Raw genomic sequence first — 19,230 nt, 5'->3', positions numbered from 1 at the left:
CAACTCATAACAGACAACGGAGTGCGCCATGCCCTTACCCGACTTCAAATCCTCTGAACCTTATACCCTCGGCATTGAGCTCGAACTCCAGGTGGTTAACCCGCCGGGTTACGATCTGAGCCAGGACTCCTCTGCCCTCATCGCCGCCGTCAAAGACGACATCAAAGGGGGCGAAGTCAAACACGACATCACCGAAAGCATGCTCGAAATCGCCACCGGCGTGTGCCAGACCATCGACCAGGCGGCGGCGCAGTTCTCGGTGATGCAGCAGAGCATCCTGCGCGCGGCGGCGGAGCATCACATCCAGATCTGCGGCGGCGGAACGCACCCATTCCAGAAGTGGCAGCGTCAGGAGGTGTGTGACGACGAGCGCTATAACGTCACGCTGGAGCGCTTTGGCTATCTGATTTTGCAGGCGACGGTGTTCGGCCAGCACGTACACGTCGGCTGTCGGACCGGGGACGACGCAATTTATCTACTGCACGGCCTGTCGCGCTTTGTGCCGCACTTTATCGCCCTGGCCGCCGCATCACCGTATATGCAGGGCACGGACACGAAGTTCGCCTCATCGCGTCTCAACATCTTCTCGGGCTTCCCGGATAACGGACAGATGCCGTGGGTCAACAGCTGGCAGGAGTTCGAGGGGCTGTTCCGCCGCCTGAGCTCCACCAGCATGATCGACAGCATTAAGGATCTGCACTGGGACATCCGCCCCAGCCCGCATTTTGGCACCGTTGAGGTACGGGTGATGGATACCCCGCTGACGCTCGGCCACGCGATTAACATCGCCGGGCTTATTCAGGCGACGTCGCACTGGCTGCTGACCACGCGGCCGTATAAGCATCAGGAACGGGATTTTCTGCTGTATCGCTTTAACCGTTTTCAGGCCTGTCGCTACGGGCTGGAAGGCATTCTGACAGACGTGCATACCGGCGAGCACAAAACCGTGGCGGAAGATATCGCCTGGCTGCTGGAGCAGGTTGCGCCGTCCGCCGAGAAGCTCGGCGCGACAAGCGCAATCAAGGAAATTGCCCTGCTGTTAAAGCAGGGCAAGAGCGAGGCGCAGCGCATGCGGGACTTTATCGCCGATGGCGGCTCGCTGATTTCTCTGGTGCAGAAGCACTGTGAGCTGTGGGCGACGAGTCCGTAAGGCCGTGGCCCCACTCGCGCAGGCGCTGGAACAGCACGAACAGCGCCGGGATGAACACTATCCCCACTACGGTCGCCACCAGCATGCCGCTGAAGACCGTAGTGCCGATGATGCGGCGGCTCTGGGCACCCGCCCCGGTCGCCAGCATCATCGGCAGGACGCCGATAATGAACGACACGGCGGTCATCATTACCGCGCGGAAGCGGCGCGATGCTCCCTCCCGTGCGGCATCGACAATCGCCATTCCGTCCATGCGCCGGGCGCGGGCAAACTCCACGATAAGAATTGCGTTCTTGGCGGCGAGGGCTATCAGTAGCACCAGACCAATCTGCACGTACACGTCGTTGGCGTAGCCCGCCAGCCACAGCCAGACCAGCGCCCCGCCGATGGCGAACAGCACCGAGAGCATCACGCTCGCCGGCAGCGTCCAGCTCTCATACTGGGCGACGAGGAACAGCCACGCCATCACCACCGCCGCCAGCACAATCCATATCGCCTGATTGCCGGTCTGCTGCTCCTGATACGACATGCCGCTCCAGGCGTAGTCGTACCCGGCTGGCAGGTTTTCCGCCAGAATCTCGCCCATCGCCGCCATTGCGGTGCTGCTGCTCACCCCTTCCGCTGCCGAGCCGCTCACCGATACCGACGGGAACTGGTTGTACTGCTGAATAAATGGCGCGCCGACGGTCGGCGTGATGGTGACGAGGTTGCTCAGACGCACCCGCTCGCCGCTGTTGCTGCGCACGAACAGCTCGCTGATTTGCTCCGCGCGCTCGCGCCACTGCATCTCGTTCTGCATCACCACGTGGTAGACGCGGTTGTTGACGCTGAAATCCCCGGCGCGCGTGCCGCCAAAAGCGGTTTGCAGGCTGCTGAAGATGCGTGACACCGGCACGTCGAGGCGGGCCGCGCGCTCGCGGTCAACGGTGAGCGTCATCTGCGGCACGTTGCTGCTCCAGGTGGTGAACACGCGGCTCAGCTGCGGGTGCTGGTTGGCTTTCGCCAGCACCTCACGCGTCACGCGCTCCAGCTCCGCCGGGCTTTGCCCCGCCTGCGCCTGAATGCGCAGGTCGAAGCCGGAGGCGTTGCCCAGCCCCGGCAGCGTCGGCGGCGCAAAGGTCATGATGGTGGCTTCCGGCAGGGCCAGCAGCTGTCGCTGAAGGGTGCCCATCACCTCATCCAGCGGCGGACGCTCGCTCCAGTCTTTGAGCATGATGGAGATAAACCCGCCGTTCGATGCGCTGGTGCCGTTGAGGATGTTAAACCCGGAGACCTGAATCACGTCTTCTACCGCCGGGTTTTTAACGATCAGCTCGCGCGCGGTGGTCATCACCGCTTCGGTGCGCTCCAGCGAGGCTGCCTCCGGCAGTTGGACGCTGGCGAAGAAGTAGCCCTGATCCTCCTGGGGCAGGAAGCCCTTTGGCATCGACATAAAGCTGAATACCACCACCGCCGCCGCGCCTGCGGTGGCCAGCAGCGCCAGCCACGGACGGAGGTTGAACACGCTCACGATCCGGGTGTAAAGCGTGCGCGTGGCGTCCAGCCCGCAGTTGAACCCACGGAAAACGGCGGCGGGCTGTGCCGGACGCGGACGCAGCAGCATCGCGCAGAGCGCGGGCGTCAGGGTCAGCGCCACCAGGCTTGAGAGCGTGACGGCGGTCGAGAGCGTCACCGCGAACTGGCGGTACAGCTCGCCCACGATCCCTGGCAGGAGCGCCACCGGTACAAACACCGCCAGCAGCACCAGCGTGGTGGCAATCACTGGCCCGGCAATCTGGCGCAGCGCCAGCGCGGTCGCCGCCGTGCGGCTCTGCCCTTCCGCCATCAGGGTTTCGACGCTCTCCACCACCACGATGGCGTCATCCACCACCATGGTCAGCGCCAGAATGATGGCGAACAGGCTCAGCGTATTGGCGGAGTAGCCGAGCGTATAGAGCACCGCGAAGGTGCCCACCAGCGACACCGGAATGGCAAGGGCGACAATCAGCGTCGCGCGCCAGCTTTGCAGGAACAGGGACACCACGACCACCACCGCCAGCATCGTCAGCGCCAGCGAGACGCCAATCTCTTTGATGGTGGCGGCCACAAACGAGGTGGTGTCGAATTTGACTTCATAGACCAGATCGTCCGGGAAGCGCGTGGATAACCGTTCCAGCTCCGCGCGCACCGCATCGGCCACGCGCAGGGCGTTGGCGGACGGCGTCGGGTAGATACCCAAATAGGCGGAGTCATGCCCGTTCAGCTGCGCGCCAGAGCTGTAGCTGCGCGAGCCAAGCTCGATGGTGGCGACGTCCTTCAGGCGCACCAGCTGCCCCATCTCCCCGGCGCGGATAATGATATTGGCAAAGTCGTCGGCCTGGTTTAAGCGCCCCAGCCCGTTAATGGTCAGCGTCTGCTGCTGGCCGTTAAACACCGGCGGCGTGCCGACCTGGCCCGCCGCCCCCTGCACGTTCTGCTCGCGCAGCGCCTGCGCCACGTCATCGCTGGTCACGTTCAGGGCGTTCATGCGGTCCGGCCTCAGCCAGATGCGCATGCTGTAGTCCCGTGCGCCAAACATCTGTACCTGCCCGACGCCCGGCAGACGCGACAGCGCCTCGCGCACCTGGGTGCTGGCGTAGTTGCTGACGAACAGCGGCGTGTGGGTGTTGTTCGGTGAGTAAAGGCTTACCCCCATCATCAGGTTGGTGGCCCGCTTGCGCACCTGCACGCCGTTTTGCTGCGCCTCGGTCGGCAGCTGCGCCACGGCCTGCGCCACGCGGTTCTGCACGTCGATGGCGGCGAGATCCGGATCGGTGCCCGCCGCAAAGGTGATGTTCAGGCTGTAAGAGCCCTCATCCGAACTGGTGGACTCCATATAGAGCATGTGATCCACGCCGTTCAGCTGCGTTTCCAGCGGCGTGGCGATGGCCTCCGCCACGTCAGCCGAGCTGGCGCCCGGCCATGACGCTGACACATTCACGACCGGCGGGGTGATCTGCGGGTACTGCTCCACCGGAATAATCCTCAGCGCGATGGCCCCCAGCAGGGTGATGACCAGCGCAATCACCATCGCAAAGCGCGGGCGTTTGATGAAAAACGTCAGCATGATGGCTCCTTAATTCAATATCTGGACGGCTGCGCCTGGCTGCACGCGCTGCGCACCGTCAGTAATCGCTCGCTCACCGGGCTTCACGCCGGAGGCAATCTGGAACTGCTGGCCGATCTGCCCGGCGACCTTCAGCGGACGCATTTCGGCTTTATCCTCGGCGTTAATCACCCAGGCGAAGAACCCGTCGCCATTCTGCTGTACGGCAGCGGCGGGCAGAGTCAGCACCGGTAGCTCGCTTGCCGGACGCAGGTAAACGTTCACATTGCCGCCGGGCAGCAGCTGATGGCGCGGGTTGGCGAACTCGGCACGCAGCATCACGCTGGCGGTACGCGGGTCGATGCGGTTGTCCACGGAGGTGAGTTCCCCGCTGATGCGCTGGCCGTTGCTGTCAATCAGCGCCTGCCAGGCCTGCTTCATGGCGCTGATATCCGCATGCTGTCCGGCTTTGGTGGCAAACGCGCCCTCTTCCAGCGCAAAGGCGATGCGGATCGGATCGAGCTGCACCACCTCCACCAGCACACCGCTGGCAGGATTCACTAGGCTGCCGACGTGAAAGTTGCTGTGCCCCACGCGCCCGTCAATCGGTGAAATAATGCGCGTGTAGTCGAGAGTGACGCTGCGGGTGTCGAGACGGGCTTTCGCCTGCTCCAGTGCGGCGCTGGCGACGTCGCGCTGCATGCGGGCGTTGTCCACGTCGTGGCGGCTGATGGCGTTACTGCTGCCCAGGCTTTCGAAGCGGGACAGCTGCTGCTGCGCCTGACGCAGCGTGGCTTCGGCGCTTCTCACTTCGGCCTGCGCCAGACGCAGGGCGGCGCGCGGCTCGGCGTCGTCCAGCTCGAACAGCACGTCGCCTTTTTTCACATACTGGCCATCGCGGAAGTGGATTCTGGTGATGACGCCTTCCGTACGTGCACGCAGTTCAACGGTGTGGATAGCTTCAATGCGGCCCGGAATTTGGCGCTCGGCGGCGTGGGCGGTTTGCTCCACGGTGGCAACACGCACGGGAATGACTGCGGCGAACGCGGGTTGCAGGGTGCAGGCGAGGAGCGCGAACAGGAGTGGGAGTTTCATTAAGAAGTACCTCGGCGTTGTTTTCCCTCACCCCGGCCCTCTCCCACAGGGAGAGGGAGGTCAGGGTTCCCTCTCCTTGTGGGAGAGGGTTAGGGTGAGGGCAAAAAGTTATGCAGCCTTACGGAACCTGCGGGTCAGTCGCTTCTCGATTTCGACGACGAAGAACATCACCCCCGCCACCGCCAGCGTCACGAACCAGTAGCGCAGCGGCAGCGCTTCGGTGCCGAACAGCATCTGCATAAACGGCAGGTAGATGATCGCCGCCTGGAGCAGGAACAGCACGCCCGTTACCAGCCAGATCCCTTTGTTCGCCAGCAGGCCGCGGTTCAGGGAGAACCCTTCGGTATTGCGGCAGTTAATCATGTACACCCACTGGGCGCAGACCAGCATCTGGAGCAGCACGGTGCGGATGAACTCCGCGCTGTGCCCGCGCGGGGCCAGCCAGGCTTCAAGCGCAAAGGCGGCGATGGCAATCATGGTGCCGACGAAGGCCACGCGCCAGACGGCGTAGGCATCCATCACGTGCTGCCCGGTCTGGCGCGGCGGGCGGCGCATGATGTTGCGCTCGGCGGCCTCAAAGGCCAGGCCGAAGGAGAGCGTGGCGGAGGTCGCCATGTTCATCCACAGAATCAGCACCGGCGTCAGCGGAATGATGTTCCCCGCCAGCAGCGCAATCACAATCAGTAGCCCCTGCGCCAGGTTGGTCGGCATGATGAACAGAATGGTCTTCTTCAGGTTGTCGTAAACGCGACGCCCCTCTTTCACCGCGCTGGCGATGGTGGCGAAGTTATCGTCCGTCAGGACCATGTCCGCCGCCTCTTTGGTGACTTCCGTGCCTTTGATGCCCATCGCGATACCCACGTCCGCCTGGCGCAGCGCCGGCGCGTCGTTCACGCCGTCACCGGTCATACCGACGATTTCGCCTTTATCCTGCAACGCTTTCACCAGGCGCAGCTTATGCTCCGGGCTGGTACGGGCGAAGATGTCATATTTTACCGCCGCTTCCGCCAGCTCGGCGTCGTCCATTTTCTCCAGCTGATAGCCGGTAACCGCCTGCTCGCTGTTGGTGATCCCCAGCATCTGGCCGATGCTCATCGCCGTCTGCGGGTGATCCCCGGTGATCATCTTCACGCGGATCCCCGCCTGCTGGCAGGCGTTAATCGCCTCAATCGCTTCCGGACGCGGCGGATCCATCATCCCGGCAATGCCGAGGAAAATCAGGCCGTGACTCAGGTCGTCGTGAGTTAATGCCTGCTCGCCGTTCGCTGGCTTGAACGCCGCGGCGACCATGCGCAGCCCCTGACGCGCATAGCGCTCCATCTCACTTTCCCAGTACGTGCGGTTGAAGGCTTCTGCACCGTGACGGGTCTGCTGCTGCGCGCAGAGGGCGAAAATGACGTCCGGCGCGCCGGTGATCAGGATCTGCTCCTCACCGCCAATCTGGTAGTGGGTGCTCATGTACTTGTACTGCGAGTCGAACGGGATCTTGTTAACCAGCGTGGTCACGACCGGCTCAAGGTTGGCCTTGGCCGCCAGCACCTTCAGCGCGCCCTCGGTCGGGCCGCCGGTGATGCCCCACAGGCCGCGCTCGTCCTGAATCAGCTGGCTGTCGTTACACAGGTCGATGGTGCGCAGGTACTGCTCCAGCACGGTGCCCGGCTGGATCTGCACCGGCTCATCGCTGCCTTCGAGATAGATGTTGCCCACCGGCTCGTAGCTGTTGCCGTCCACGCGGTAGCAGGTGTCGGCGGTGATGATGGCTTTCACCGTCATCTCGTTCATGGTCAGGGTGCCGGTTTTATCCGAGCAGACCACGGTCATCGCGCCCAGGGTTTCAACCGTCGGCAGCTTGCGGATAATCGCCCGCTTGCGCGCCATCGCCTGCACGCCCAGAGAGAGGATGATGGAGATAATTGCCGGCAGACCTTCCGGTACGGAGGCGACCGCCAGGCTAATCAGGGAGAGCAGCAGCTCGCCCATCGGGATCTCGCGGAACACCAGGCTGAAGACAAACAGCGCGGCCATCATCGCCAGAATGATGGCGAAGATCGCTTTGCCCAGCTTGTCCATCTGCACCAGCAGCGGGGTGCGGTGTTTTTCAATGCCCGCCATCATCTGGTTGATGTGGCCGAGTTCGGTCTCCTGGCCCGTGGCAATGACCACGCCCACGCCGCCGCCCGCGCTGACCGTCGTACCGGAAAAGACCAGGTTCGTGCGGTCGCCCAGCGGTAATTCGCCGCTCAGCGGGTTCGTGTGTTTATCCACCACGGTGGATTCACCGGTCAGAATAGCCTCTTCCACGCGTAAATTATGCGCTTCGATTAAGCGCATATCCGCCGGAATACGATCTCCTGCGCGCAACACAATAATATCGCCCGGGACGATTTCCGTCGTCGGGATAGTTTCATGGTTGCCGTTACGAATAACGCGCGCCTCGCTGGAGAGCATATTGCGAATACTCTTCAGGGATTTTTCCGCGTTACTTTCCTGAATGTGGCCAATTAAGGCATTGATTACCGCCACGCCCAGAATAACCAGCGTATCAACCCAGTGTCCCATTACTGCCGTTAATACGGCGGCTGCCAGCAGGACGTAAATCAGGACATCGTTAAAATGCGCGAGAAAACGCAGCCAGCCCGGCTTGCCTTTTTTCTCCGGCAGCGCGTTCGGGCCATGTTTCTGCAAACGTGCCTGCGCCTCGGCGCGGTCCAGGCCATTAGCCTGGCTCTGCGCCTGAGCAAGCACCTGCTCTACGGTCTGCTGGTACGCCTGCCCGCCTGCGGGTGGCATATTCTGCGAGAAATTTTTTTTGGTCATGGTATTTTTCCTTCAATATCCGGTGGACGGAAGCCGGAATTCCTTTCTGGCTTTAAATAATTCATTTTTAAGTCTTGCGGGTTAAATTGATCTACCGCAATATATTGACTACCCGGTTATTCAAAACTGATTAAAATTATTTCGACGCGTTGATTTTTACAAAATATTTCTAAACCAACACTAAACGAGGAGGAAGCATGTTTGGTATTTATCGCGCACGGCGCCTGGCGTTATACATTGTCGCAGCCATTGTTATTGCGACGTTAATTGGATATAGCACCTATAGCTTTGTAAAATTATTTTCATGAGAAAGACGTTTATTTACATAACGCGATATTAATTTAATCGCCCCGAAAATATTATCTGTTTTCTGTTATTAATTCGCAGAATAACGGTGGCCTTTCACCCAATTTTGCCAGCGGGGATGATATTGCTTTACGTTTCAGGATGCCGGACAATGACATTTTTAACTGACGATTAACATTACGATGAAACACCCGTTAGAATCGCTGCTCACCGCAGGGGGCATTTTGCTGATGGCCCTGCTCTCCTGCCTGCTGTTACCTGCGCCGTCGCTGGGTCTGGTGCTGGCGCAGAAGCTGGTTCAGACCTTTCATATGGTCGATCTGAATCAGCTGTACACCATTCTGTTCTGTCTGTGGTTTTTGGTGCTCGGCGCCATCGAATTCTTTATCCTGCGTTTCATCTGGCGCCGCTGGTTTTCACTGGCGTCGTAAGCCAGTGAGATCGCGCATCCCGTGGATCAGCGCTTCACACCAGGCCGCGTAGTCGTGGCCGCTGGATGAGGGGTGGAAGCTGACGCGGTAGCCTTTTTTCCTCAGCACCTGTTCAAAATCCTGCGTGGTGCGATAGATGCCGCCGCCCGGCCCCGCGGTTTCAAACTTCCCGGCCTGTAACCAGAAGCGCACCGGATACGGTGGAGACTGTTGGTACTGACGCGTCAGCCAGCCCGGGGCGTCACCTTCCGGCGCCCACCAGTAAGAACCGGAAAGGCTCAGCACGTTGCCAAACAGGCGCGGATAGCGCAGCGCCACCCATGAAGAGGCAATTCCCCCGTAGCTGGATCCTGCCAGTACGGTTTTCTGCCGCTGCATGCCGATGCCCTTCCCCCGCAGCCACGGCAGCAGCTCGTGCGCCATAAAGTCAGCAAAATCCGGGTTCGGCGGCAGCTCGTTGCCGCGACGGGCGTGATCGAGGCTGTCGATAAACACCACGTTAATCGGTGGCAGGTGATGCCGGGCAATCAGACCGTCCAGCACGTTGGCAAAATGGTATTCGTCCTGATAAATCTGCCCGTCGAACAGAATTAACGTCCAGCGTGCGGGCTGTGCGCCGCGCGGTTTGTAGATCATCACGTCGCGGGCGTTGCCAAGGATGTGGCTGGAAAAACTCTGACGGCTCAACGTCCCGTGCACCAGCGGCTTTGCCGTGGCCTGAACGGAGCAGTAGCGCGCCGGGCTGAGATCGAGCAGAGAAAAGCGATTCCAGCGATCGGTCTTCTGCTCCCCGAAGGTATTCGGGTTGAGCGGATCGGCCTGCGCGCTTACCAGGATGGCGCGGCGTTGATCGCGTGTGGAACCCTCGACGATCGGCACATCGGGCGCGAGCTTGTACTGCATTACCGTATCAGCGGGGACTACATAGCTGCGGAACCAGACATCGCTGTTGCCCAGGCGGAACAGCGGATCGTGATCCCCCGCCGGCGAGCCGAGAATGAAGACGTTATCCCGCGCGCCGCGCCACAGAAAGGTCACGCGCTTATGGCTCGCATCTACCGGCTCCACCATCGGCGTTCCCCGTCGACGCTGCGCCTGCCAGAACGCCTCGGTACTTCCACCGGCAGAAATGACGCTTGCCAGCGCCTTCAGCGTCGGGCTTTCAGGCACCAGCATCTGCACGCGTGGTAACGGAGAGGTCTCTTTCATCCGCCACTGAAAACGCCACGGCTTACCGGCTTCTCCGTGTAGCACCAGCGAGGTGTTCTGTTTCACCGGCAGGGCAAACAGCAGCGTGTGTTCCCCGTCCGCAGGACCATTTTCGATCAGCGTGCGGATGCGGCGGTTTTGCCCATCAAGCAGGCGCGCGTCCGTCACGCCATTCAGCGTGGCGGAAACGTAGTTTTCACCCAGTTCAGGCAGGGAGAAGCAGACTTCGCCGCTGGCATCAAACTTTCCCTGAATATCGCCCTGCCGGGACGTCTGCTCGCACGTTGCCGCCACGGCGGGCAGCGCGCCGATCCCCAACAGCAACCCACTCCATACCCTCTTCATTACCGCTTGTTCCCCAACGAAATTTGTTAACAACGCTAATGAAAATGGTAATAATTTGCAATATCATCAACGGCGATTTACCGGTGCTTTTATGGCGATAGCAACCAAGGACGTTCAATAAAAATGTTTAAAAATAATAAGATAATGCGGCTCTGGCTACTGAGTCTGGCGACGACCAGCGTCGCGGCTCAGGCAGAAACGAAAGAAGAAACGATTACGGTGACGCAGGGCGTGAGTGAAGAGCCCACTGCGCCCGTAAAAGGCATTGTGGCGACGAAAACGCTCTCCGCCACCAAGACCAGCGCGGAGATCGTGAAGACGCCGCAGTCGGTATCGGTGATCACCCGCGATCAGATGAACATGCAGGACGTCACCTCCGTTTCGCAGGCGCTGCGCTACTCGGCGGGCGTGTTTACCGAGTACCGGGGCTCGTCTAACCGTAACGACGAGGTGTTTGTGCGCGGCTTTAGCTACGTGCCGAAATTCCTCGACGGCTTAAGCTTTGGCGCAACGGCCTCATCACAGACGGGCACAGTTGACCCGTGGCTGCTGGAGCGCGTGGAGCTGGTGCGCGGCCCGGCCTCGGTCCTGTTTGGACAGGTGAATCCGGGCGGGTTAATCAGCATGACCAGCAAGCGCCCGACGGCGGAGGCCATTCACAACGTGCAGTTCCGCACCGGCAATAACGATCTCGCCGAAGGTGCGTTTGATTTCGGCGGCAGGCTGAGCGACGACGGCCGCGTGCTGTATCGCGTGAACGGTATCGCCCGTACGCAGCATAATCAGGTGGACGATTATAAAGAGACGCGGATGGCGATCGCCCCGGCAATCACCTGGTACCCGAACGATCAGACCCGCTTTACGTTGCTGACCAGCTACCAGAAAGATCCGGATGCCGGATACCGCAACTTCCTGCCCGCGTATGGCACGGTGAAAAGTGCCGACGGGAAGTACATCCCGCGCGATTTTAACGTCAGCGATCCGAATTACAATCAATCCTGGCGCGAGCAGACGATGATTGGCTACGAGCTGGAACACCAGTTCGCCGACAACCTCACCTTCCGCCAGAACGCCCGTTACGCCACCATCAAGCAGAAATATCGTTATCTGGTTTACGCCAACAGCGCGGCCAACAGCACGGTGTTGACCCGTCGCGCCCAGCGTGAAGCGCGCACGACCAACGAATTTGGCCTTGATAACCAGCTGGAATATCAGCTGGAGACCGGAAGCGTCAGCCACACCCTGCTCGGCGGGTTTGATTACAAGACCAGCAAGGATAAACAGCTGCTGGCGCGCGGGAGCGGCTCACAGTATGACCTTGACTGGACAAACCCGGTTTACGGCGTGAACGTGGATGAAAGTACCTTCAAAACGGCGTCCGACGAGCAGCAAAATCTCGACCAGATGGGCCTGTATCTTCAGGATCAGATGAGCTGGAATAACTGGGAGTGGCTGGTTTCCGGGCGCTACGACTGGAGCGAAGTGCGTACCAGCGACTTCACCGATAACAGCGTTACGCAGCAGAACGACAGCAAATTTACCTGGCGCACTGGCCTGCTGTACGCGTTTGATTCTGGCCTGTCGCCGTACATCAGCTACAGCACCTCGTTTGAACCGAACCTGCAAACCAACCGTGCGCCGGGCGTTGCGCCATTCAGGCCTACTACCGGGGAGCAGACCGAGATTGGCGTGAAATATCAGCCGGTCGACACCACGCTGATGACCCTGGCGCTGTACGATTTAACTCAGAACAACGTCGCGACCTATAACAGCGCTGAAGGCTGGTTCGAAAATGCGGGCAAGGTGCGTTCGAAAGGCGCTGAAGCGGAAATCCACGCCACGCTGATGGATAACATCAACCTGATTGGCTCCTACACTTACACCGATGCAGAAACCGAAAGCACCACGGTGGCGGGAACTGAAGGCAAAACGCCTGCACGCATTCCGGCACATATGGCATCGGCGTTCGCCAGCTATACCGTTCCGGGCGGCGCGCTGAAGAGCCTGACCGCTGGCGTGGGGATGCGCTACATCGGCACCAGCTACGGCGATGCGAAGAATACCTTCAAGGTGCCATCGGTGGATCTGTATGACGCGATGCTGCGCTACGACCTGGGCGAGATGAACCGCAGCCTGAAAGGGGCAAGCGTGCAGTTCAACGTCAATAACGTGGCAGACACAAAGTATGTGGCGTCGTGCGCAAGCGATACGGCGTGCTTCTACGGGATTGGCCGGACGGTGACGGCGACGGTGAATTACAGCTGGTAAGCATGGTGCGGTCTGATCCCCTCACCCTAACCCTCTCCCCAAAGGGGAGAGGGGACGATTACGCCCTCGCCCCTTTGGGGAGAGGGCCGGGGTGAGGGGATGTTTTCCAGTGCGCCCGACCGTGGTTTTCTTTGCGGTACGCACCGGGCGGCTGGTTGAAGGTGCGGGTAAAGATGCGGGTAAACGTCTGCTGCGAGTCAAACCCGTAGCGCAGGCAGATATCGTACACGCGCTCGTCTGACTCACGCAGATCGCGCGCCGCCATCAACAGCTTGCGTTCGCGGATGTAGCGCCCCAGACTTTCGCCTTTGTACTGCATAAACAGCCGCTGTAAATGCCATTTTGAGTAACCCGCATGGCGGGCAATCTCTTCGATGCGTAACGGCTGGTGTAGGTTGTCATCGATCCATTCGACAATCGTATCAATGACCTGAGCGGAAATCGTCATACTGCTCTCCCCCTCTGCTTCTCGCTTAAACATTATTCCCACCACTCGCGAAATTGTTGCGTGGTATCACTCACCCGCACGGGCTCGCCCAGCTCCGGCGTCAGCAGCCGGTAGTTTTTATCCTTGCTGGCTTTCGCCAGCTGGATCAGTGGATCGTTCCAGGTATGTTTCGCCAGCACAAAACGCCCGTTATGTCCCGGTACGACCGCTTTGGCATTGAGATCTGCCGAGGCCTGCGCCGTTTCCGCCGGATGCATATGGATGTACTTCCAGTCCTGGTCGTACTGCCCGTTTTCCATAATGGCTAAGTCCACTCCGCCAAACTGCTCGCCAATAGCCTTGAAGTGCGGGCCGTAACCGGAGTCTCCGCTGTAGTAAACCTTTCGCTCTGGGGTGACAAACATAAAGCTCCCCCACAGGGTCTGGTTACGCTTAATGCCGCGCCCGGAAAAATGGCGCGCGGGCAGAACATGTACCGTCAGCGCATCGCTGATATGCACCGATTGGTTCCAGTCCCGCTCGTCGATTATCTCCGGGGTCATCCCCCAGTAGCGCAGATGCGAACCCACGCCCAGCGGCGTGACCACGCGCTTAACCTTCGGCAGCAGCGCCTTGATGGTGGCGTAATCCAGATGGTCATAGTGATCGTGGGAGATAATCAGCAGGTCGATCTCCGGCATGCTCTCCGCACGCCACGGGTACTCCCCCGCAAATGCTTTATTGAGAAACGAGAACGGTGCGGCGTAGCTACTCAGAACCGGATCGATCAGGATGCGTTTCCCTGCAAGCTGCATATACCAGGAGGAGTGGCCGAGCCACACCAGCGTGTCCTGTTCAGGCGACAGGCTCGCCAGATCGGTTTTCACCAGCGGCAGCGGCTGCGCAGGACGGGCGTTTTCGGTTTTACGGGTAAGGAACTGCCACCACGCCACCAGCATATTTTGTTGCCCGGTAAAGCCCGGCGTAGGGAGCGTGTTATGGAATTGCCCGTCGCGATAGTGCGGAGAGGCTTCCACTTCAGAGAGCTGCGCACCCTGCGGTGGCTGGCCAAATCCGGCATTCAGTACAAACGGTAAACTGGCAGCTGAAGCAATAATCATGACTAACACCACGCAGATGAATAGAGGCTTTTTCATTTCCTGACCCGCCTACGCGCCCCATCCGATGGTTTGCGCGGGTGATACTTGATTATGAGTGAGTAAGCACTCATTATAGATAGGATGATTACGCCGTCAAGAAGGTTTTCGATCTTTGACATTCCGCGTTGCAGCGTATCAAGGCTCGTGTTTCAATCAGGGCTTTTACAATTGACGGGAGGAAAAATTTAGTGGCACGTCCGAAGAGTGAAGATAAAAAACAGGCCTTACTGGAAGCAGCAACGGCTGCGTTTGCGCAGTCAGGTATTGCCGCCTCAACGGCGTTAATTGCCCGTAATACGGGCGTCGCTGAAGGGACACTGTTTCGCTACTTTGCTACCAAAGACGATCTGCTGAATGCCCTCTACCTGCATCTGAAGCAGGATCTCTGCCAGACCATGCTGGCGAATCTCGATCGCACCATCACCGAGCCAAAAGAGCATACCCGCAATATCTGGAACAGCTATGTGGACTGGGGCATTCGTAACCCCCTGGCGCATGCGGCTATCCGTCAGATTGGCGTCAGTGAAAAGCTGAACGCCGAAACCGAGCAGGCGGTGAAAGACATGTTCCCGGAACTGCATGAACTGTGTCGTCGTTCGATCCGCCCGGTGTTTATGTCTGACGAGTTTAAGACCTTCGGTGATGCAATGTTCTTATCGCTGGCTGAAACCACCATGGAGTTTGCCGCCCGCGATCCGTCCCGTGCCGTCGATTTTAAAGCGCTGGGCTTTGAAGCCATGTGGCGCGGGCTTGCTGAGGAAGATAACCATGGACAGTAAATCCTTGCAGGAACATGCCAGACGCGTCGCGCTGGAGATGCCTTTTACCGAACATTGCTGGCCGTTTGGCCCGGAGTATGACGTGTTTAAGGTGGGCGGGAAAATTTTTATGCTGATGGCGACCGCACACGGTCGGGCCCACGTCAGCCTGAAATCCGATCCGGAAAAATCGCTGCTCAATCAGCAGATCTACCGTGGCGTGGAGCCCGGTTACCATCTGAATAAAAAACACTGGATCTCCCTTTATGGCACGGACGACATCACGCCTGAACTGGTCACCGACCTGATTACGGATTCGTGGAATCTGGTCGTTGATAAACTGCCGAAAAAAGATCAGAAGTGGATTCGCCCAGCCTGATTGTTCGTCTCAGACGAACAGAATAAGCGCTCGAATCGCACTTATCTTTTCCCGCTTCGCGCGGTAATCTGCTTTCCTTTCACGCCCGCCCGCGGGCGAATTTCATCACCAGGAGTTGTTATGGATATTATTTCTGTCGCCCTGAAACGCCACTCTACCAAGGCGTTCGACCCAGCCAAAAAACTGACCGCAGAAGAAGCGGAAAAAATCAAAACGCTGCTGCAATACAGCCCGTCCAGCACCAACTCCCAGCCGTGGCACTTTATTGTTGCCAGCACTGAAGAGGGTAAAGCGCGCGTGGCAAAATCCGCGGCGGGCACCTATGTGTTTAACGAACGCAAAATGCTGGATGCCTCTCACGTAGTGGTGTTCTGCGCGAAAACCGCGATGGACGATGCCTGGCTTGAGCGCGTTGTCGATCAGGAAGAGGCTGACGGCCGTTTCGCCACGCCAGAAGCAAAAGCCGCGAACCACAAAGGCCGCTGCTATTTTGCCGACATGCACCGCGTGGATCTGAAAGATGACGACCAGTGGATGGCGAAGCAGGTTTACCTTAACGTCGGCAACTTCCTGCTGGGCGTGGCCGCGATGGGCCTGGATGCGGTACCAATCGAAGGGTTTGACGCCGCGATCCTCGACGAAGAGTTTGGCCTGAAAGAGAAAGGCTTCACCAGCCTGGTGGTGGTCCCGGTCGGGCATCACAGCGTGGAAGATTTCAACGCCACGCTGCCGAAATCTCGCCTGCCGCTGAGCACGATTGTGACTGAGTGCTAAGCGCTTCTGGCACGCCGGCTATCGGCGTGCCCGTTTTCAGTAAAGCGTTATCTGCGGATGCTTTACCCCGCACACCAGCGCATAACGCGTTAATGTATCGAGACTCGCCCGGGTAATATTTGCTTCCATTCGTGATACCGTCGGTGCGCTGACGCCCATCCGCTCCGCCACCTGGGCGCGCGTCAGACCAGCATGATTGCGCCATTGCGCCAGCATCTCCCGCAGACGCTCCTTGCGCTCTTCTGCATCAAAGGAAGCCTGAATTTCTGAATCGCTTAACAGTTCAGCTCTGAGTTCATCCCAGTCAATAATCTTCTTGCTCATCCAACATCTCCTGTTGTCGTTTCAGTGCCAGACGGAGTTCAGCAGAGGGCGTTTTTTGCGTCTTCTTGATAAACATCCGCAGGCAATGAGAGGATCTCCTCCCTGACTGCCGCATGAACGATAAGTCTGAACACTGTATGTCATCCCTGATAATATTAGCATGTAAGGCAATTTGCATTAAAGGCTAATTTTGCCTTTCGTGATTCACCTTACCAGCTTATTCCAGGCAGGACCGGAGCAGCGTTGATTCCCTGAAAGCCCCTCGCAAAAAATTTATATCCCCTGCTCCGCCAGCCATGCCATCGCCCTCTCCCCTGCCTCATCCACGGGTAAATAGACCAGCAGCCGCGATCCGTTTCGCGGGGCGGAGTACCAGTACATCTGCTGGAGATGAAAATCCCCCAGCTCGGGATGGGTGAACAGCTTGAGCTGGTTCTCCACGCCGCGCACGTCGTTACGCTGGTGCCACAGGGTTTTGAACTCTTCGGACACCGCAAAAAAACGCGCCAGCTTCGCTTCCCAGAGCGGGTCGCCACGGTGCTCAGCCATTGCCGCGCGGAAGTAGGAGACGAAAATCGGCAGCACGTCGTCACGTTTGCCGAGCCGCGCGCGCCACGCCGGATGGGTGAGGAACAGGTAAATACAGTTGCGATCTTCCGGCGGGATAGCGTTGAAATCGACGCCCATCAGGTGTCCGAAGCTGTCGTTCCACGCCACGATATCAAAGTTCGGTTTCTGAATGCTGGCGGGTTTCGGCATCAGGGTATCCAGCAGGCGACGCGTGCCTTCGCTGATCCCCTCACAGCACACCGCCTGCGGGGCTTCGCCCGGCGGCAAACCGGCGAGCACAAAAAGATGCCGGGCTTCGGTCGGGGTGCATTGCAGCGCTTTTGCGATGGCGGCCATCACCGCGCTGGACGGATTGACGTCCCGGCCCTGTTCCAGCCAGGTGTACCAGGTCACGCCGACATCCGCGAGCATCGCCACCTCTTCCCGGCGCAGGCCCGGCGTGCGGCGGCGGCCGCTGCGCGGTAAGCCGAGGCGCTGCGGATCGAGGCTTTCGCGCCGGGCACGCAAAAACGCGCCCAGCTGCTTGCGGGTGTCATCCTGGAGAGAGGTGACAGGTTCAGACATCAGCGCCATAACATCTCCTGCATGGTAGTGTCAGTACCAGTATAAGTAAGAACTGGTACCCGTTTATCAGATGATTGATGCTACGACTCTACGCTGTTTGACGCAATGGAGTCACCATGAATACGTCAGTTGTTTCACCGGGTCGTGCGGGCCTGATATTGCTGTTAACCGGCCAGATGCTGCCGTTGATTGATACCTCAATCACCAACGTGGCGCTGGATTCCATCACCCATTCGTTACACGCCACCGCCACTGAACTGGAGCTGATCGTCGCCCTCTACGGCGTGGCCTTTGCCGTCTGCCTGGCACCCGGCAGCAAGCTGGGCGATAACCTTGGCCGCCGTCGCCTGTTTATGTGGGGCGTGGCGTGTTTTGGCCTGGCCTCACTGCTGTGCGGCATGGCGGGCAATATCGAACAGTTGCTTGGCGCGCGCATTATTCAGGGTGCGGGCGCCGCGCTGATCATGCCGCAAATTCTCGCGACGTTGCATGTGACGTTAAAAGGAACGGCACACGCCAGAGCGATCAGCCTGTTCGGGGGTATCGGCGGAATTGCGTTTATCGTCGGCCAGATGGGTGGCGGCTGGCTGGTGTCGGCGGACATCGCCGGGCTAGGCTGGCGCAACGCCTTCTTTATCAACGTGCCGATTTGTCTGGTGGTGCTGGCGCTGAGCCGTCGCTACGTGCCGGAAACCCGCCGCGACACGCCGTCGCGCATTGACTGGACCGGGACTGTCCTGCTGACGGCAATACTGTGCTGTCTGCTGTTCCCGATGGCGCTCGGCCCGCAGTGGCACTGGTCGTGGCCGCTGAAGGCCGCACTGCTGGCGATTGTGCCGCTGGTCTGTGTAATGGTGCTGAACGCGCGCAAAAAAGAGCGTGAGAATGCCCACCCGCTCATCGCGCCGCGCCTGTTGCAGCTGCGCAGCATCCGCTTTGGCGTGCTAATCGGGATACTCTTTTTCAGCGTCTGGTCCGGGTTCATGTTCTGTATGGCGCTGACCATGCAAAGCGGTCTGGGGATGGCGCCGTGGCAGTCCGGGAACAGCTTTATCGCGCTTGGCGTCACCTATTTTATTTCTGCCTGGTTCGCCCCACGCCTGATTGCCCGCTACAGCACCAGCGCCATCCTGCTGACCGGACTTGCGATTCAGCTTGTCGGTCTGGTGGCGTTGATCGCCACGTTCCGTCACTGGGGAATGCAGAATACCGCGCTGACGCTGGCCCCGGCCACCGGGCTAGTGGGTTACGGGCAGGCGCTGATTGTAAACAGCTTCTACCGTATCGGGATGCGTGATATTCAGCCTGACGACGCGGGGGCCGCGAGCGCGATTTTAAGCACGCTGCAACAGGCTGCGCTGGGGCTTGGCCCGGCCATTTTCGGCGCGATTTTGCTGCACGGACTGCAAAATCATCACGGAGATTATACCCAGGCGGTCAATGTCTTCCTGATGGTGGAAACGGCCATGATGGTGGTGCTGGCGCTGGCCACGCTGCGTTTGCGCCATCGTCTGTGTTTACCGGTCGTCAAGGCCTCTCCGGCGACAAAATAAAACTGCCTGAATTTGCATAATAGATCCGCAGCCGCC

15 protein-coding genes and 1 pseudogene are annotated in these 19,230 nt (G+C 59.4%); 7 read left to right on the top strand and 9 right to left on the bottom strand.

The window, feature by feature from the left end:
* Window positions 1-28: 28 nt before the first annotated feature.
* The gene (locus DD597_RS17475) at window positions 29-1,150 is read left to right on the top strand and encodes a YbdK family carboxylate-amine ligase (protein WP_023324277.1); all 1,122 of its coding nucleotides are present in this window, start codon (window positions 29-31) and stop codon (window positions 1,148-1,150) included.
* Here DD597_RS17475 and DD597_RS17470 read toward each other — a convergent pair.
* From DD597_RS17470 to DD597_RS17460, 3 genes are all read right to left on the bottom strand, one after another.
* Entirely contained in the window at window positions 1,080-4,235 is a 3,156-nt protein-coding gene (locus tag DD597_RS17470; RefSeq protein WP_129256454.1) for an efflux RND transporter permease subunit, read from the bottom strand. The two genes, DD597_RS17475 and DD597_RS17470, sit on opposite strands and share 71 nt — an antisense overlap.
* A gap of 9 nt (window positions 4,236-4,244) precedes the next feature.
* A complete protein-coding gene (locus DD597_RS17465; protein WP_129256453.1) occupies window positions 4,245-5,309 on the bottom strand; it encodes an efflux RND transporter periplasmic adaptor subunit in 1,065 nt (354 codons plus the stop codon).
* Between the two features lie 108 nt (window positions 5,310-5,417).
* On the bottom strand, window positions 5,418-8,126 hold the full coding sequence (locus tag DD597_RS17460) for a cation-transporting P-type ATPase (protein WP_129256452.1): 2,709 nt from the start codon (window positions 8,124-8,126) through the stop codon (window positions 5,418-5,420).
* A gap of 488 nt (window positions 8,127-8,614) precedes the next feature.
* On the opposite strand from DD597_RS17460, the gene DD597_RS17455 reads away from it, so the two are divergent.
* Entirely contained in the window at window positions 8,615-8,863 is a 249-nt protein-coding gene (locus tag DD597_RS17455) for a DUF1158 domain-containing protein (protein WP_003858875.1), read from the top strand.
* Here DD597_RS17455 and DD597_RS17450 read toward each other — a convergent pair.
* Complete coding sequence (locus tag DD597_RS17450; RefSeq protein ID WP_129256451.1) at window positions 8,849-10,417, bottom strand: alpha/beta hydrolase-fold protein; 1,569 nt, start codon at window positions 10,415-10,417, stop codon at window positions 8,849-8,851. The two genes, DD597_RS17455 and DD597_RS17450, sit on opposite strands and share 15 nt — an antisense overlap.
* A gap of 123 nt (window positions 10,418-10,540) precedes the next feature.
* Between DD597_RS17450 and DD597_RS17445 the strand changes: the two genes are divergently transcribed.
* Complete coding sequence (locus tag DD597_RS17445) at window positions 10,541-12,685, top strand: TonB-dependent siderophore receptor (RefSeq protein ID WP_023324272.1); 2,145 nt, start codon at window positions 10,541-10,543, stop codon at window positions 12,683-12,685.
* A gap of 58 nt (window positions 12,686-12,743) precedes the next feature.
* Here the strand turns inward: DD597_RS17445 and DD597_RS17440 are convergent, their stop codons facing one another.
* Window positions 12,744-13,133, bottom strand: a complete 390-nt coding sequence (locus tag DD597_RS17440; RefSeq protein WP_058648735.1) for a RamA family antibiotic efflux transcriptional regulator — start codon at window positions 13,131-13,133, stop codon at window positions 12,744-12,746.
* 32 nt (window positions 13,134-13,165) lie between these two features.
* A complete protein-coding gene (locus tag DD597_RS17435; RefSeq protein WP_023315566.1) occupies window positions 13,166-14,269 on the bottom strand; it encodes a RomA family MBL fold metallo-hydrolase in 1,104 nt (367 codons plus the stop codon).
* 191 nt (window positions 14,270-14,460) lie between these two features.
* Between DD597_RS17435 and DD597_RS17430 the strand changes: the two genes are divergently transcribed.
* From DD597_RS17430 to nfsB, 3 genes are all read left to right on the top strand, one after another.
* Complete coding sequence (locus tag DD597_RS17430; protein ID WP_047734313.1) at window positions 14,461-15,051, top strand: TetR/AcrR family transcriptional regulator; 591 nt, start codon at window positions 14,461-14,463, stop codon at window positions 15,049-15,051.
* The gene (locus tag DD597_RS17425) at window positions 15,041-15,409 is read left to right on the top strand and encodes an MmcQ/YjbR family DNA-binding protein (protein ID WP_003858883.1); all 369 of its coding nucleotides are present in this window, start codon (window positions 15,041-15,043) and stop codon (window positions 15,407-15,409) included. The genes DD597_RS17430 and DD597_RS17425 overlap by 11 nt, the downstream gene beginning before the upstream one ends.
* 120 nt (window positions 15,410-15,529) lie before the next feature.
* Window positions 15,530-16,183, top strand: a complete 654-nt coding sequence (gene nfsB, locus DD597_RS17420; RefSeq protein ID WP_003858884.1) for an oxygen-insensitive NAD(P)H nitroreductase — start codon at window positions 15,530-15,532, stop codon at window positions 16,181-16,183.
* A 36-nt stretch (window positions 16,184-16,219) separates the two neighbouring features.
* On the opposite strand, the gene DD597_RS17415 is transcribed toward nfsB, so the two are convergent.
* The 3 genes and pseudogenes from DD597_RS17415 to DD597_RS17410 form a co-directional block, all read right to left on the bottom strand.
* A complete protein-coding gene (locus DD597_RS17415) occupies window positions 16,220-16,507 on the bottom strand; it encodes a helix-turn-helix domain-containing protein (protein ID WP_003858885.1) in 288 nt (95 codons plus the stop codon).
* Window positions 16,488-16,589 (bottom strand): annotated as a pseudogene (locus DD597_RS25340) (type II toxin-antitoxin system RelE/ParE family toxin); the annotation flags it as partial. The pseudogene DD597_RS25340 and the gene DD597_RS17415, both read right to left, overlap by 20 nt.
* A gap of 191 nt (window positions 16,590-16,780) precedes the next feature.
* Window positions 16,781-17,650 (bottom strand): helix-turn-helix transcriptional regulator, encoded by an 870-nt coding sequence (locus DD597_RS17410; RefSeq protein WP_003858886.1) that lies wholly within the window; start codon window positions 17,648-17,650, stop codon window positions 16,781-16,783.
* A 107-nt stretch (window positions 17,651-17,757) separates the two neighbouring features.
* On the opposite strand from DD597_RS17410, the gene DD597_RS17405 reads away from it, so the two are divergent.
* A complete protein-coding gene (locus DD597_RS17405; RefSeq protein ID WP_129256450.1) occupies window positions 17,758-19,194 on the top strand; it encodes an MFS transporter in 1,437 nt (478 codons plus the stop codon).
* Window positions 19,195-19,230 lie beyond the last annotated feature (36 nt).

The organism is Enterobacter cloacae complex sp. 677-3DZ2D5B, assembly GCF_004136695.1.
Lineage (GTDB): Bacteria > Pseudomonadota > Gammaproteobacteria > Enterobacterales > Enterobacteriaceae > Enterobacter > Enterobacter hormaechei_C.
This window is presented reverse-complemented; position numbering and strand designations above follow the sequence as displayed.